We start from the raw sequence: 13796 nt of genomic DNA, 5'->3' as shown, positions 1-13796 counted from the left end.
GGGTGCCCTCCGGCGGGACGGGGCGAGGGAGCCGGCGCGTCCGGCGGACCCGGCGCCCTGCGCCGTCCGGCCTGCGGCCCCTGCCGCGGCTCGGCGGGCGGCCCGCCTCCCGGATACCCGTCGGCCCCGGGCCCCTGCGGCGCCCGGCGGCGTCCCGCCCGAGCGTCCTGCGGCGGCTGTCCCCCGCCCGGCTGAGTTCCGGGCCCGGGCCCGTCCGGGGGCCCCGGAGCCCGGCGGCGGCCCGGGCGCGGACCCTGCCGGGGCCCCTGCTGCGGGTCCTGCCGCCGGTACGCCCCGCCGTTCACGGGGTCGCGCGGGTCCTGGGGCGGCCGCCCCGGTGCGCCGCCGAACCCCTCGGAGCCCGCGGACCGGTCCACCGGCCCCGGCCGCTGACGCACGGGGCGCCGGGGGATCCGCTGCTCCGGCGTTCCGGGAGGCTCCCCGGGGTAGCGGCCGTATCCGTCGGCCCGGCCCGCCGGGGTCGGGCCGGACGGCGGTCCGGGCACACGGTACGGCGACGCCGGCGGCCCGCCCTCCCGCGGCGCGTCGCCGCGCCGGGGCCCGCCGGGCCTGTCGGACCCGCGGGGGTCCCGGGGGTCTCCGGGCTCATTCGGACGCATCCGCGGCCTCCCCTGCGTCGTCTCCGCCCGGGCCGTCCCCGGACATGTCGATCTCGGGCCCGGTCAGCACCACCGCTTCGGGGCCCGGTTCGGCGTCGACCCCGTCCAGGGCGACCTCCACCCGCGAGGACAGCCGCTCCTCGTACCCGGGCCGGTGCGTGAGCACCAGCGTCGGCCCGTCCAGGCGGTCCGGGGGCACCTCGAACACGAACGCGCCCCGCTGCGGGATCGCGGGGGAGAAGGACCCCCGGTCCAGCGACGCCCAGAACCAGCCCCGCTCCTCGTACACCACGCCGTCGGCCATCCGCAGTTCCGCCGAGACCCCGTGCATCGTGTCCTCCAGGGCGGTCACCCGCGCCCACACGACCACCCACACGCCGTTGGCGGGGATCTTCTCGGCGTCGCCGACGACGCTGCCGGTCACCTCGATCTCGGAGGTGACGTCCACCCCGGTCACCTCGGCCTCGAACGCGCGGCTGGACACCACCGACCCCTGTGCCCCCGCGGTCGCGACGGGGTCCACCAGCGCGTCGTTGGTGACGATGAAGCGCTGGACGAAGAAGATCGCGGCGATCAGGCCGAGGCACAGCACGAGGTTCAGGGCGCGGCGCCCGAAGCCGGGACGGGACTGCGGGGGCACGGTCAGCCCTCCCCGATCGGCAGGTCGACCGTTCCGACGCTGGAGCCGGCGATCGGGGTCCAGAAGAACCCGCCGCCGCCCGTCGTGACGAGCTTCTCCGCCTGGCGCACCGTGATCCGGACCGTGTCCACCTCGTCGGGGGAGACGCCGTCGGGCAGGGGCCAGCTGAGCAGGGCCTCCTCGCGCATGTGCGGCTGCAGCCGGGTGGTGACGCCCTGGGGGTAGCGGGTCAGGGTCAGGTCGGGGTGCTTCACCCGGTGGTCGCCGGGGAACAGCCGCACGTCCATGGTCGAGCCGATGTCGAACATCGGCACCGGCAGGTCGGAGCCGTGCAGCTCCACGTCCACGAGGACCTGGACGACGGCGCCCTCCACCTCGTCGGAGGCCGGCGCCGCCTCGTGGGGGGTGATCTCGTACAGCACGTTGCGCAGCCGGGTGCCGGGCGGCTCCGGGGTGGGAGTGGCCGCGTCGAGTCCGCCGAACAGGTACAGGCCCAGCACGGCGACCGCCACGACGGCGGCCCCGACGGAGATCACCGCGGCACGCTGAACACGGTCGCCGGGGAGGAGGGGGTTGGGGCGACCGGGGGTTTCGTCCAGATGGGCGTGATGGGCCACGCGCCGCAGTGTAGGCGCAAACCCTCCTGACTCGCCGTAAACGGCCGGAAGAGGTCACACCGTCACCTGGGTCCACTCCCCGCACGGGGGACGGCACGGGGCACCCCGCCCACCGGGCCCGAACCCCGTGGGGGAGGGGGGAAACAGGGCCGTGAATGGCGACCGGATTCCTGTTTGCCCGGTGTCCGCCCGGGTATCGGAAAAGGCGAATGTGTCACCCCGGGTGCACGTCCATTCCACACTGCGTCGTTTCCCGAGCCCCCGGCTCCGGCCCCTTTCAGGGCTGTAAGTGGACTGAAAGCGGCCTGGAAGAGGATCTCTCTAGTGTCGAAGGCGTTCGGCACGACCGGTCGCCGCGAGAGGACGGCTCGCGAACCTCCCGACCGGATCGTCGTTCGTTGGACACATGCCACCCGTGGCGTTCCCTGAGGCGGAGTCCGCCACGGGTGGCCCGTCCGCCCAGAAGGGCGGTGAAGTCCGTGATGGTTCGCAGGCGACGTAGGGCCACCTTGCGGCTCTACACGAGTGCGGTGAGACGAGGAGTGCGAGTCCCCCAGATGCTGACTCTCGATGACCGCTTCGAGGAGATCGTGGCCGACGCGATGCCCGAGGCCAAGATGCAGCCCTACCGGGAGCCCGAGCCGGAGCCGGTGAAGCCGGTGCCCGCCGAGCACCCGGAGGAGGGCGTGCCCGCCGAGGAGAAGCCCGCCGAGGAGAAGTAACAGCCCGGTGTAGCCAAAAGGTCACTCCGAGTATCTTTGACAGAGGGGGAGATACTCGGAGCTTTTGGCTTGCCCGGATTCCGCTTTTCCAGAATTCCGCTTGCTAGGGTTGCTCCTTGTGGAATTCGGTGTGCTCGGCCCCATCGCCGTCTGGTCCGACGGCCGACCGGTTGCGATCGGCGGACCACGCCAGCGCTGTGTGCTCGGCGCGCTCCTGGTGAACCTCGGCCGAGAGGTCACCGTGGACCGGCTCATCACCTACCTGTGGAGCGACGACCCGCCGCGCACCGCCCGTTCGGTCATCCAGGTCCAGGTCTCCCACCTGCGCAGATCGATTCCCGGAAGTATCTCCACCACGGCCGGCGGCTACATCTTCGACGCCGATCCCGACTCCGTCGACCTGTACCGCTTCCGGCGGCTGCGGGACGAGGCCGCCCGGGCGGCCCCCGAAGAAGCGCTGGAGCTCCTCGACCGCGCCCTCTCCTGCTGGCGCGGCGTCCCCTTCTCCGGGGTCGGCTCCGAGGCACTGGAGCACACGGTGGTCGGCCCCCTCCGGGAGGAGCGCTGGTCGGCCGTCATCGCCTGGGCGACGTGCGCCCTGGGCCTGGGGCGGTACGCCGAGGTCGTCTCCCGACTCACCCCGCTGGCCCGCGAGGAGCCGTTCCGGGAACGCCTGCAGCACCTGCTCATCACGGCGCTCTGGCACGACAACGAGAAGGCCCGCGCCCTGGCCGCCTACGAGGACTTCCGGGTCCGGCTGGCCGACGAGCTCGGCGTCGACCCCGGTCCCGAACTGGCGGCCCTGCACGCGCGCATCCTCCGGGAGGACGCCGACCAGGGGCGCCGGACCGCAACGGAACCAACGGAATCCGAGACGGTCTATCGCGTCCGCAACGACCTGCCCCGGGACCTGCCGGACTTCACCGGCCGCGTGGACGTCCTGCGCAGCCTCGAAAAGATCTCCCTCGCGGACGAGGAGGGGGCCGAGGTCTGCGTCCTCACGGCCGCCGGCGGCGGGGGCAAGACCACCACGGCCGTGCATTTCGGTTACGAATCCGCCAAACGTTATCCCGACGGGCAGCTCTTCATCGACCTGTACGGGTACACGGCCGGCAAGGAGCCCCTGGACCCGTCTTCCGCGCTCGGGTCCCTCCTGCGCGCGGTGGGGGTCCCGCCCGAAACGATTCCCGAGTCCCTGGAAGAGCGGTCCGCCCTGTGGCGCGCCACCCTCATGGGGCGGCGGACCCTGCTCATCCTGGACAACGCGTCCAGCTACTCCCAGGTCAGCCCGCTGCTCCCGTCCTCCCCGGGCTCCCTGACCCTCATCACCTCCCGCAACGAGCTGTCGGGGCTCAGCGGCGCCCGGTTCCTCTCGCTGGGCATGTTCGACGAGCGGTCCGCCCTGGACCTCTTCTCCCGGGTCCTGGGTGAGGAGCGCGTCAGGGCCGAGGAGGACCTGGCCCGCGAGATCGTGCGCATCTGCGGCGGACTCCCCTTGGCCCTGCGCGTGATCGCCGGTCGCATGCTCAGCCGCCCCCGCTGGACCTTCGGGCACGTGGCGCGGCGGCTCGGCGAGCAGAACCGCAAGTTCCGCGAACTGCAGGTGGACGGCCAGAGCGTCGAGACCGCCATCGACCTGTCGTACCAGAGCCTCAACGACGAGCAGCGGAGCGCCTTCCTGACCCTGGGCCTGATGATCGGCGACAGCATCGACCTGGCGGGCGGGGCGGCGCTGCTGGGCGTTTCGGTGGAGGAGGGCGACGACATCCTCCAGGAGCTCGTCGGCGTCTGCCTGCTCGACGAACCCCAGGGGGACGTGTACCGCATGCACGACCTCATAAGGGATTTCGCGCTGGACAGGGCCACCGCCGAGTTCGGCGCCGAACGTGTGGACCGCATCCGGGGCAGGCTGGCGGAGCACTACCTGCTGACCGCCCAGCACGCCGCCGACCTGTTGGGTCCCAGGGCCCTGCACGACGACGAGCGGTCCGACTCCGGGTACCGCACCGAACTCCTGCGGCGCGAGGACGCCGAGGAATGGTTCGACCTGCACCGGGAGAACCTGGCCGACACCATCGACTACTTCGCCTCGCGGGACAACGGGGAGCACGCCTGGCGCATGGCCGAGTCGGTGTGGCGCTTCTACGCCCTGCACGGCCAGATGGGCCTGCTCGTCAGTTCCCAGGAGCGCGCGCTCCAGGTCAGCGACCGGCAGGGGAACCGGCGGGGGCGGGCCGTCACGCTCATCGGGCTGGGGATCGGCTACTACTTCGCGGGGCGGTTCGACGACGCCCTGCGCATGCTCACCGAGGCGAGGGACCTGCTGGCGGCGGTGGGGGACAGCCGGGGCAGCATCCGGGCCCTGGCGAACCTGGGGATGGTCTACGAGCGGGTCGGAAGGCTCCGGGACTCGGCCGAGGCCATCAGCGGAGTGCTCGACCACGCGGTCGCCCTGGGGGACCGGCGCCTGGAGTCCCTCCAGTGGAGCAACCTCGCGGTGGTCCGCCAGGCGCTCGGACAGTACGAGGAGGCCCTGCACTGCGCGGCGCGGTCGTTGGAGACGGCCCCCGAGGAGGACGTGGGAGCGTCGGCCGCCCTGGTCAAGCGGGTCATGGGGGAGGCCAAGGTCGGTCTGGGGGACCTCGAGGGGGCGCTGCGTGACCTCGATGAGGCACTGGAGCTGTCCCAGCGGCTGCGGTTGGTCGGCAGCCGGATCTACGTCCACAACTCCCTCGGCATCGCCTACCGGGCCGCGGGGTGTCCGGAGGAGGCCGTCGAGGCCCACCGGGCCGCGCTGGCCCTGGCCGAGGAGTCCGGGGACCGCAGCGGCGACGCCGAGATCCTCACCGACCTGGGGATCACCCACGCCGAGGCCGGCCACCACGAGGAGGCCGCGGTCGCCCTGGAGAAGGCGCACGCCATCGCCTTGGAGCGCGACGAGCGCTACACCGTCGCCCGCGCCTGCCTGGCCCTGGGCACCCTGCCCGCGCCCACGGTGACCGCCGACCGGGCCGAGGGGCTGCTGCGCACGGCGGCGGAGATCCTCACCGAGGTGGGGTCGCCCGACGCCGAGCGCGCCCGCGCGGCCCTGGCCGACCGCTTCGGCGGCTGAACCGGGCGGGGCCGTCCGACCGGCGCATCGACCACAGGCACACGGTGGCGGGCAGCACCCGCACCGGCCGGGGCACGCGGGGGTAGACGGCCCGCGTGACGGCGAGGATCCCGTCGAACAGCCGTTGCCGCCCCGGCGACCAGGGCAGGCCGAACCCGTCGCGCAGCCGTTCCGGCAGGAGCCCGGCGGTGAGCAACCGCTGGAGGGGCATCAGCGCCCGCAGCACCGGCTGACGGGGCCGGAACAGGCGGCGGGTGATGTCGCGGGCCTCGTCTCCCACCTCGAGCCGGGCCGACGCCTCCTCCCAGTAGGCGTCGAACGCCTCGGGGGTCTTCGGCCAGGCCTCGGCCGGCAGGCCCAGGGCGGTGCCGAACACCGACGCCTCCCGCAGGAAGAGCGCGTACTCCTCGTCGTCGCGGAACCCGCCGAACACCATCGTGTACACGCGGGCGGCGTTGTGGCAGAGCGTCGCGGCCACCCACAGCAGGAGGTCGTCGTCCAGGGCGCGGTAGCCGGGGCCGGTGACCTTCTTGTGCATCGCCCGGACGACGGCGTGCAGGCGTTCGCGCTCCTCGGCGGTGCCGTACACCGTCCCGTAGACGTAGGCGAGCGTGCCGAAGAGCCGGGAGAAGGGGCGGTGCTCGAAGTCGCTGTGGTGGTACACCCCGTGGGCGACGCTGGGGTGGGCGATCTGGAGCAGCACGGCGTACCCGGCCCCGCCCAGGAGGCAGGACTCCGCGGTGATCCGACGGAGCGGCGATTCATCGGACGATCGGCCCATGTCCAGGATCGTAGGAGACGAAACGCTTTCTCCAGAAGGGACACGCGCCCTACCTTCTCTCTCATGCGAGACATGCGCGACGACGACACCGCCCTCCTGCGGCTGGTGGGCGAGGACGGGCTCGCCCGGGTCGACGCCGCCATCCGGGAGCGCGGCCTCCTCGCGGGGGTCATCGCCGTCCGGGAGGCGTTCCGCCCCCGGGGCGGCCTGAGCCTGTACGACGCGAGGGACATGGTCCTCGAACGGTTCGGGGAACTCGGGATCGACCCCTGTCCTCCCACGCCCCCGCTCGACGTGGAGGAGATGGCCTCCAGGGCCGAGGGGCACCCCTCCCGGCCCCGGGAGGTCGCGGCCGTCTGGGACGGGGACGACTTCGGGTGGTACCTGGTCCTGGAGGCGCACTGCGAGGACGGGTCGACCCTGGGCCTGGGGCGGATCCGGCGCGGCGGCGACCTGAGGCTCTTCAACGGCCGGGTCCCGCCCTGGCCGGAGGCCGTGGAGGGGCGCGAGGCCGGTACGGCCCTCGCCGCCCGGCTCGGGGTGCCGTTCCGGTTCGACCATCCGGACACCCCGGGCTTCTCGGACTGACGCCGGAGCCGGTCCGGCCGGACCGGCTCCGGCGTCGGTTCCGGGGTCGGTTCCGGGGGCGGCCGGGTTCCCGTGAGACGGGCTTCAAGGGCCGGGTAAGGGAAAACTATCCCTTTGGTGAGGTCCAGTGGTCGGACCCCCATCGGCCCGGATTGGTCTACACCTCTCTGCGGCCGGACCGCCCGCACGCCGGTGCCCCCATCGCTCCTGCTCTCACTCCACGTGCCCGGCCGGTCGCCACCCGTACCAGTGGTCGGAAAGCGCGCAGTGGTCCGGAAGGCGGTCCGGTCCCACCCTCCCCTCCCGTGTCACCAGGCCCCTTGCACTCTTCGTCACAGCCTGCCTACGGTCTTCCGCAACGGGCGGGAACCCCCGGTGCACAGGGGTTTCCGGGACGACGCCGTCCGGTGCCCGGGGCCCATCCGAACCCCGAGCGCCCAGCCCGGCCCTGGACCGGGAACGGTCCGGGTCATCCCGCTACGCGTCCCCCGGTGTGCCCCCACACCATCGGGACCTTGACCCACACAGAAGGGCCCCGCATGCAGACCCGCAGGAACGACAGCCCCCGCAAGCACCGTTCGCTCCGCGCCGCGACGGCGCTCGCCGCCGCCACCACCCTCTTCTTCGGCCTCATGCCCATGGGCACGGCCAACGCGCACGGCTACATCTCCAACCCGCCGAGCCGCCAGGCGCAGTGCGCCGCCGGAATCGTCGAGTGCGGTTCCATCCAGTGGGAGCCGCAGAGCGTCGAGGGCCCCAAGGGCCTGACCAGCTGTTCCGGCGGCAACGCCCGATTCTCCGAGCTGGACGACGACAGCCGGGGCTGGCAGCGGACCGACGTCGGCCGCACCCAGTCCTTCACCTGGACCATCACGGCCAACCACCGCACCTCCACCTGGGAGTACTTCATCGGCGGCCAGCGGATCGCCGTCTTCGACGACGGCGGCGCGCAGCCGCCCTCGACCTTCTCCCACACCCTGGACCTGTCCGGCTACAGCGGCCCGCAGAAGATCCTCGCGGTGTGGAACGTCTACGACACGGCCAACGCCTTCTACGCCTGCATCGACGTCAACGTCCGCAGCTGACCCCCGCCGCACCCCCCGTGCGGCCCCCGGCCCGGCCCCGCACCCGGGCCGGGGGCCGCGGCGGTTCCGGGACCGCCGACCGCTGAGCGGATCCGCATCCGGGGCCGTGACCTGGCCCGGCGCGTTGATCCGGCGGTGAAAGCGGCCTACCGTCCGAACATGGACACCGATGCGGTCACGGTGACCGGGCTGACCGTTCGCCGCGGCGAACGGGACGTGCTCACCGGACTCGATCTGAGCGTTCCGGCGGGCGAGGTGGTCGGCCTGCTCGGACCCAGCGGCAGCGGCAAGACCACGCTCATGCGCGCGATCACCGGAGTGCAGCGGATCTCCGCCGGCACCGTCACGGTGCTCGGCCACCCGGCCGGAGCGGCCCCGCTGCGCACCCTGATCGGCTACGCGGCCCAGACGCCCTCGGTCTACGCCGACCTCACCGTCCGGGAGAACCTCTCCTACTTCGCCTCCGTCCTGCGGGCGCCCCGGACCGATCCGGACCGGGTCATGGCGGAGGTCGGGCTAGCCGACCTGGCCCGCCGCCCGGCGGGCGACCTGTCCGGCGGCCAGCACGCCCGCGTCAGCCTGGCGGTCGCCCTGCTGGGGAAGCCGCGGCTGCTGGTCCTGGACGAGCCGACCGTGGGACTGGACCCGGTGCTGCGCGAAGAACTGTGGTCGCTCTTCCACGGACTCCGCGACCGCGGCACCACCCTGCTGGTCTCCAGCCACGTGATGGAGGAGGCCGGGCGCTGCGACCGGCTCGTGCTGATGCGCGAGGGCCGCCTGGTCACCGAGGAGACGCCCGCGCGGCTGCGGGCGCGCACCGGCGTGCAGGACCTGGAACAGGCCTTCCTCCGGATCGTCCGCGAACCCGGCCCGGGGCGCGGCCGCCACGAGCGCCCGGCGCCCGGTACCCCCGGCGGGGGTGAGGGCTGATGCACCCCGCCCTCACCGGCGCCACCGCGCTGCGCATCCTGCGCCAGCTCCGCCACGACCCGCGCACGGTCGCCCTGCTGCTGCTCGTCCCGTCGCTGCTGCTGGTGCTGCTGCGCTTCGTCTTCGACGACGAGGCGTTCTTCGCCCGGCTGGCCCCGCAGCTGGTGGCGATCTTCCCGTTCGTGGTGCTGTTCCTGATCACCTCGATCGCGACCCTGCGCGAGCGCCGCAGCGGCACCCTGGAACGGCTCATGACCCTGCCGGTGGGCCGGTTCGACCTGCTCCTCGGGTACGCCCTGGCGTTCGGCCTGGTCGCCGTCGCCCAGGTGGCCGTGGTGATCGCGGTGGCGCTGTGGCTGGGCATGGAGACCGAGGGGTCGCTGTGGACGCTCGGCGCGATCTCCCTGGCCGACGCGCTGCTGGGGGTCGCGCTGGGGCTGTTCGCCAGCGCGTTCGCCCGCAGCGAGTTCCAGGTGGTGCAGTTCATGCCGGCGTTCGTCATGCCGCAGGTCCTGCTGTGCGGGCTGTTCGCCCCGCGCGAGGACATGGCCGACGCCCTGTACCTGGTCTCCGCGGTGATGCCCCTGTCCTACGCGGTGGACGCCATCACCGAGGCGGTGGAGCGGCCCGAGGTGACCGGAGACCTGCTCGTGGACACCGGGATCGTCCTGGGCTCCGCCGTGCTGGCGCTGCTCCTGGGGGCGGCCACCCTGCGCCGCCGGACACCCTAGGAGCAGGGCGTCCCTGGTGGCGGGGCTACACTGCGGCGGAACGGAACGCTTCCCCGCACCCCCGCACCAGGAAGGGCGAAACGGATCATGGGCTTCTTCGACGGCCTGCGCCGACCCCCGGCACCGGCCCGGCCGCTGGACCAGGACACCGTGGACCGGGTGCTCGTCCTCGTCCGCGACCGGCGCAAGATCGAGGCCATCAAGCTCGTGCGCGAGCGCACCGGCATGGGGCTGGCCGAGGCCAAGTACACGGTGGAGGCACTGGAGGAGGGGCGCCGCGTCCCCGTCGAGCCGGCACCCGGCCGCAGCCTCGCCGACCGGGTCCGCGAACTGCTCGGACAGGACCGCGTCGCCGACGCCGTCGTCCTGGTCTCCCGCGAGACCGGCATGACCGAGACCGAGTCCGCGCGGTTCATCGACAGCCTCGGCCGATGAGATGAACCGCAGGCTGGACGGGCTGGAGCAGCGCATCGCCGCCGCGCTGCAGATCGACGGCCGGGCCTCCTGGCGCCGGATCGCCACCGTGCTCGCCGAGCCCGAGCGCACCGTCGCCCGGCGCGGCAACCAGCTGCTGGCCTCCGGGGACGTCACCGTCGCCGGGATACTCCCCCAATCGGCGTCCACCCTGCTGCGGGTCCGCTGCGCGCCCGGCACCGCGCGCATGACCACCGAGTCCCTGGCCCAGCGCGCCGACTGCACCTTCGCCTACATGACCACCGGCGGCACCGACTGCGTCGCCGAGCTGATGTTCGACGCGGAGCGGCTGCCGCAGGTGCTCGGCACGGAGATCCCGGCCACCGTGGGCCTGCGGGCCGCGGTGAGCTACCCGGTGCTGCGGTACTTCCGCACCATCCGCGGCTGGCGCTTCGGGCCGTTGACGACCGCCCAGTCCGACGCCCTGGCCCGCGAGTACTCCGCGGACCGCGGCGGGTTCCCGGACCAGGGCGAGCTCACCGCGCAGGACCTCCAGATCGCCGGGGTGCTGGCGGAGAACGGGCGGGCCGGGTTCGAGGAGATCGCCCGGCGCACCGGCGTCTCCGAGAGCACGGCGAGCCGCCGCACCGACTGGCTGCTGCGCCGCGGCCACATCCACCTGCGCGCCCTCGTGGAGCCCGCGCTGGTCGGGCTGCCGGTGGAGGCCATGCTGTGGATCCGCTCCGCGCCCCACCGGGTGGACGGCATCGGCCGGGAGCTGGCCGGGGCGCGGGAGGTGCGCTACGCCGCCGCGCTGGCCGGGGACCACCAGATCGTGGCCAACGTGACGGTGCCCGACACCGCGGCGCTCTACCGGTTCGTCACCGACACGCCCTGGGCCGAGCAGGTCGACGCCGTGGAGACCACCCTGCTGCTGCACGCCCGCAAACGCGGCGGCCGGATGCTGTCCGCGGGCTGATCCGGCCGCCCGCCCCGGCGGCCCGCCCGGCGCGCCACCCGGACGGGCCGCGAGCCGGACGGGCCCCTGCGGCCCGCTACGCGGTGGCCGCCGCGGTCGCCACCGGCCGCAGCCGCTGGCCGGCGCCGATGTCCGGCCTGCGGTCCGCGCACCGCGTCCGGTCCTCGAACGCCTTGGCGTAGCGGAGCAGCTCCACGTCCCGGTAGTGGTCCACCGCCATCTGGAAGCCCACCGGGAGCCCGCCCGGAGTGAACCCGGCGGGCATCGCCAGCACCGGCAGGCCGGTCGCGGACAGCAGGCAGGCCGACCGCATCCAGTCCAGGTAGGTCGTGGACTCCACGCCGTTGATCCGCTCCGGGTACCGCAGCCGCGCGTCGAACGGCAGCACCTGCGCCGCGGGGGAGAGGAAGAGGTCGTAGCGCTGGTAGAACCGCCGGACCGCGGCGGCCAGCCGGGTCCGCGCCGCGGCCGCGTCGATGATCCGCTGAGCGCTCAGCCCCCACCCCGCCTCCACGTTCCAGACCACCTCCGGCTTGACCAGGTCGCGGTGGGCGCGGACCAGCGGGCCCAGCGCGGAGGCGAAGTCCAGGGCCCGGGTGGTGTGGAACACCTCGTCGGCTCCGGCGAGGTCCGGGGCGGCCTCCTCCACCACCGCACCCGCGTCCTCGAACACGCGCAGCCGCTCGGTCAGCACCGCCAGGACCTCCGGTTCCACCGGCACGCCCATCCCCAGGTCCGGGCTCCACCCGATCCGCACCCCGCGCAGGTCGCCGACCACAGGGCCCGCGAAATCGGCCCCGGTCAGCGGTGCCGGGGGCAGCACCCGCTCCGACGGGCCGGCGACCGCGGACATGAACAGGGCGATGTCGGACACCTCGCGGGCCATCGGCCCGGTACGGGCCAGCCACGCGTGGTCGTTGTCGGCGGCGGGCGCCGGGATCACTCCGTAGGAGGGACGGAAACCGACCACGTTGCAGAAGGACGCCGGGATGCGCAGAGACCCGCCCATGTCCGAGCCCTCGCCCAGCGGCTGGATCCCGGCGGCGATCGCCGCGGCCACCCCGCCCGAGGAGCCGCCCGCGCTGCGCGAGGGGTCGTACGGGTTGGTGGTGGTGCCGAAGACCTCGTTGAACGTGTGCGACCCGGCACCGAACTCCGGGACGTTGCTCTTGCCGGTGGCGATGACCCCCGCTCCGCGCAGCCGGGAGACGAGCAGGTCGTCCTCCTCCGGCACGTGGTCCGCCAGCACCGGGGAGCCGTTGGTGCTGCGCATCCCCGCCACCGCGTGCGTGTCCTTGTGGGTCATCGGCAGGCCGTGCAGGGGCGGCAGGTCCGCCCCCGAGGCGGTGAGCCGGTCGGCCGCGTCGGCCGCCTCCAGAGCCCGCTCCGGGTCCACGGTGACCACGGCGTTGACGGCCGGGTCCACCTCCGCGATCCGCTCCAGGTGCGCGGTGACGGCCTCCCGCGCGGAGACCTCGCGTCGGCGGATCGCACCGACCAGCTCCGCCGCCGACATCCGCTCAATCCCGTCCATGGGTCCTCCGAATTCCTCCACCGCTCCGGGCCCGTCAGCGGCCCGGACTCGACGCGCCCAGTTTCCGCGGTGGCGGCGCGCGCCGGAACGGTGCGGGGTGATGTGTCGCACTTTGCGGGAAACGGCCACGTCCGTGGCGATTTCCCGCATCCCTTGCCACCCCGGAGACCACTGCCCGAGGGTTGGCGCAATCGGGGAGCAGAACGCACCCCGCCCACCTCGGGAAGGAGCGTCCTCAGGTATGGCACCCCCTGTCCCCACGGTCGCCGCCACCGCGCTCACCTCCGCGGCCGAAACCGTCCCGGCGCCCGCCGCCGCGGCGGCGGACGGCATCGCGGAGGTGTCCGGGACCCCGGTCCTGTGGCTGTGCGCGCTCGGCGTCTTCGCCGTCATCTTCGTCCAGACCTTCATCTACATGCGGGCCGCCCGGGTCGCCGGACCCGACGTCGGCATGAGCCGGGACGAGCTCCGGAACGCCTACCGCGCCGGGGCCGTGGCCTCCATCGGACCCTCGCTCGCCGTCGTCCTGGTGGCGGTCGCCCTGCTCGCCCTCTTCGGCGCGCCCGCCGTGCTCGTCCGCATCGGACTGATCGGCTCGGCGAGCACCGAGGTCGCCTCGGCCGGCGTCGCCGCGGGCACGGTCGGCGCCACCCTGGGCGGCGACGGCTACTCCCCCTCCGTCTTCGCCCTGGCCTTCGTGGCCATGAGCCTGTCCGGCGGCATGTGGATGCTCGCCACCCTGGTCCTGACCCCCCTGCTCAAGCGCGGCGGCAAGAAGCTGGACGCGGTGAACCCGGCCGTGATGGCGGTCGTCCCCGCCGCCGCACTGCTCGGCGCGTTCGCCATGCTGACCGTCACCGAACTGCCCAAGTCCGGGATCCACGCGGCCACCGCGCTCACCTCCGCCGCCGTGATGGCCGGGTGCCTCGTCCTGGCCCGCGCCCTCAAGGCGTCCTGGCTCAAGGAATGGGCGCTCGGGTTCGCCGTCATCACGGCCCTGGCCGTCGCCTACCTGGCCCACACGGCGTGAGCCCCCGCAAGCG

At 73.6% G+C, this 13796-nt stretch carries 13 protein-coding genes; 9 read left to right on the top strand and 4 right to left on the bottom strand.

The window, feature by feature from the left end:
• Positions 1-606 precede the first annotated feature (606 nt).
• On the bottom strand, positions 607-1260 hold the full coding sequence (locus ACFVNO_RS27665) for a hypothetical protein (protein WP_378896923.1): 654 nt from the start codon (positions 1258-1260) through the stop codon (positions 607-609).
• A gap of 2 nt (positions 1261-1262) precedes the next feature.
• On the bottom strand, positions 1263-1796 hold the full coding sequence (locus ACFVNO_RS27660) for a hypothetical protein (protein ID WP_355268370.1): 534 nt from the start codon (positions 1794-1796) through the stop codon (positions 1263-1265).
• Positions 1797-2434: 638 nt separating this feature from the next.
• On the opposite strand from ACFVNO_RS27660, the gene ACFVNO_RS27655 reads away from it, so the two are divergent.
• Positions 2435-2599: a hypothetical protein gene (locus tag ACFVNO_RS27655; protein WP_355268373.1), complete on the top strand. Its 165-nt coding sequence runs from the start codon at positions 2435-2437 to the stop codon at positions 2597-2599.
• Positions 2600-2729: 130 nt separating this feature from the next.
• Positions 2730-5711, top strand: coding sequence for a BTAD domain-containing putative transcriptional regulator (locus ACFVNO_RS27650; protein ID WP_378896918.1), 2982 nt, complete (start codon positions 2730-2732; stop codon positions 5709-5711).
• Here ACFVNO_RS27650 and ACFVNO_RS27645 read toward each other — a convergent pair.
• Complete coding sequence (locus ACFVNO_RS27645; RefSeq protein WP_355268379.1) at positions 5644-6492, bottom strand: oxygenase MpaB family protein; 849 nt, start codon at positions 6490-6492, stop codon at positions 5644-5646. The two genes, ACFVNO_RS27650 and ACFVNO_RS27645, sit on opposite strands and share 68 nt — an antisense overlap.
• 72 nt (positions 6493-6564) lie before the next feature.
• On the opposite strand from ACFVNO_RS27645, the gene ACFVNO_RS27640 reads away from it, so the two are divergent.
• From ACFVNO_RS27640 to ACFVNO_RS27615, 6 genes are all read left to right on the top strand, one after another.
• Positions 6565-7080 (top strand): hypothetical protein, encoded by a 516-nt coding sequence (locus ACFVNO_RS27640; protein ID WP_378896915.1) that lies wholly within the window; start codon positions 6565-6567, stop codon positions 7078-7080.
• Between the two features lie 539 nt (positions 7081-7619).
• Positions 7620-8165 carry a lytic polysaccharide monooxygenase auxiliary activity family 9 protein gene (locus ACFVNO_RS27635; RefSeq protein ID WP_355268511.1) on the top strand — a complete coding sequence of 182 codons (546 nt, stop codon included), beginning with the start codon at positions 7620-7622 and terminating at the stop codon, positions 8163-8165.
• 159 nt (positions 8166-8324) lie between these two features.
• Positions 8325-9095: an ABC transporter ATP-binding protein gene (locus ACFVNO_RS27630; protein WP_378896912.1), complete on the top strand. Its 771-nt coding sequence runs from the start codon at positions 8325-8327 to the stop codon at positions 9093-9095.
• Positions 9095-9826 (top strand): ABC transporter permease, encoded by a 732-nt coding sequence (locus ACFVNO_RS27625; protein ID WP_355268388.1) that lies wholly within the window; start codon positions 9095-9097, stop codon positions 9824-9826. Before ACFVNO_RS27630 ends, ACFVNO_RS27625 begins: the two co-directional genes overlap by 1 nt.
• Before the next feature lie 87 nt (positions 9827-9913).
• Entirely contained in the window at positions 9914-10261 is a 348-nt protein-coding gene (locus ACFVNO_RS27620; RefSeq protein ID WP_355268391.1) for a ribosomal protein L7/L12, read from the top strand.
• A gap of 1 nt (position 10262) precedes the next feature.
• Positions 10263-11219, top strand: a complete 957-nt coding sequence (locus tag ACFVNO_RS27615) for an Lrp/AsnC family transcriptional regulator (RefSeq protein ID WP_220564114.1) — start codon at positions 10263-10265, stop codon at positions 11217-11219.
• 76 nt (positions 11220-11295) lie between these two features.
• Here the strand turns inward: ACFVNO_RS27615 and ACFVNO_RS27610 are convergent, their stop codons facing one another.
• Positions 11296-12753: an amidase family protein gene (locus tag ACFVNO_RS27610; RefSeq protein ID WP_355268395.1), complete on the bottom strand. Its 1458-nt coding sequence runs from the start codon at positions 12751-12753 to the stop codon at positions 11296-11298.
• A 241-nt stretch (positions 12754-12994) separates the two neighbouring features.
• On the opposite strand from ACFVNO_RS27610, the gene ACFVNO_RS27605 reads away from it, so the two are divergent.
• Positions 12995-13783 carry a DUF5058 family protein gene (locus ACFVNO_RS27605; RefSeq protein ID WP_355268398.1) on the top strand — a complete coding sequence of 263 codons (789 nt, stop codon included), beginning with the start codon at positions 12995-12997 and terminating at the stop codon, positions 13781-13783.
• Positions 13784-13796 lie beyond the last annotated feature (13 nt).

The sequence above is a fragment of the Nocardiopsis sp. NPDC057823 genome (assembly GCF_042797335.1).
GTDB lineage: Bacteria > Actinomycetota > Actinomycetes > Streptosporangiales > Streptosporangiaceae > Nocardiopsis > Nocardiopsis changdeensis.
The sequence above is the reverse complement of the archived record's forward strand: the minus strand, read 5'-3'. Positions and strand labels throughout refer to the sequence as shown.

Coding starts and splice junctions, on each gene's coding strand:
- ACFVNO_RS27655 (WP_355268373.1), top strand. CDS start 2,435: ATGCTGACTCTCGATGACCGCTTCGAGGAGATCGTGGCCGACGCGATG.
- ACFVNO_RS27645 (WP_355268379.1), bottom strand. CDS start 6,492: ATGGGCCGATCGTCCGATGAATCGCCGCTCCGTCGGATCACCGCGGAG.
- ACFVNO_RS27640 (WP_378896915.1), top strand. CDS start 6,565: ATGCGCGACGACGACACCGCCCTCCTGCGGCTGGTGGGCGAGGACGGG.
- ACFVNO_RS27635 (WP_355268511.1), top strand. CDS start 7,620: ATGCAGACCCGCAGGAACGACAGCCCCCGCAAGCACCGTTCGCTCCGC.
- ACFVNO_RS27630 (WP_378896912.1), top strand. CDS start 8,325: ATGGACACCGATGCGGTCACGGTGACCGGGCTGACCGTTCGCCGCGGC.
- ACFVNO_RS27625 (WP_355268388.1), top strand. CDS start 9,095: ATGCACCCCGCCCTCACCGGCGCCACCGCGCTGCGCATCCTGCGCCAG.
- ACFVNO_RS27620 (WP_355268391.1), top strand. CDS start 9,914: ATGGGCTTCTTCGACGGCCTGCGCCGACCCCCGGCACCGGCCCGGCCG.
- ACFVNO_RS27615 (WP_220564114.1), top strand. CDS start 10,263: ATGAACCGCAGGCTGGACGGGCTGGAGCAGCGCATCGCCGCCGCGCTG.
- ACFVNO_RS27610 (WP_355268395.1), bottom strand. CDS start 12,753: ATGGACGGGATTGAGCGGATGTCGGCGGCGGAGCTGGTCGGTGCGATC.
- ACFVNO_RS27605 (WP_355268398.1), top strand. CDS start 12,995: ATGGCACCCCCTGTCCCCACGGTCGCCGCCACCGCGCTCACCTCCGCG.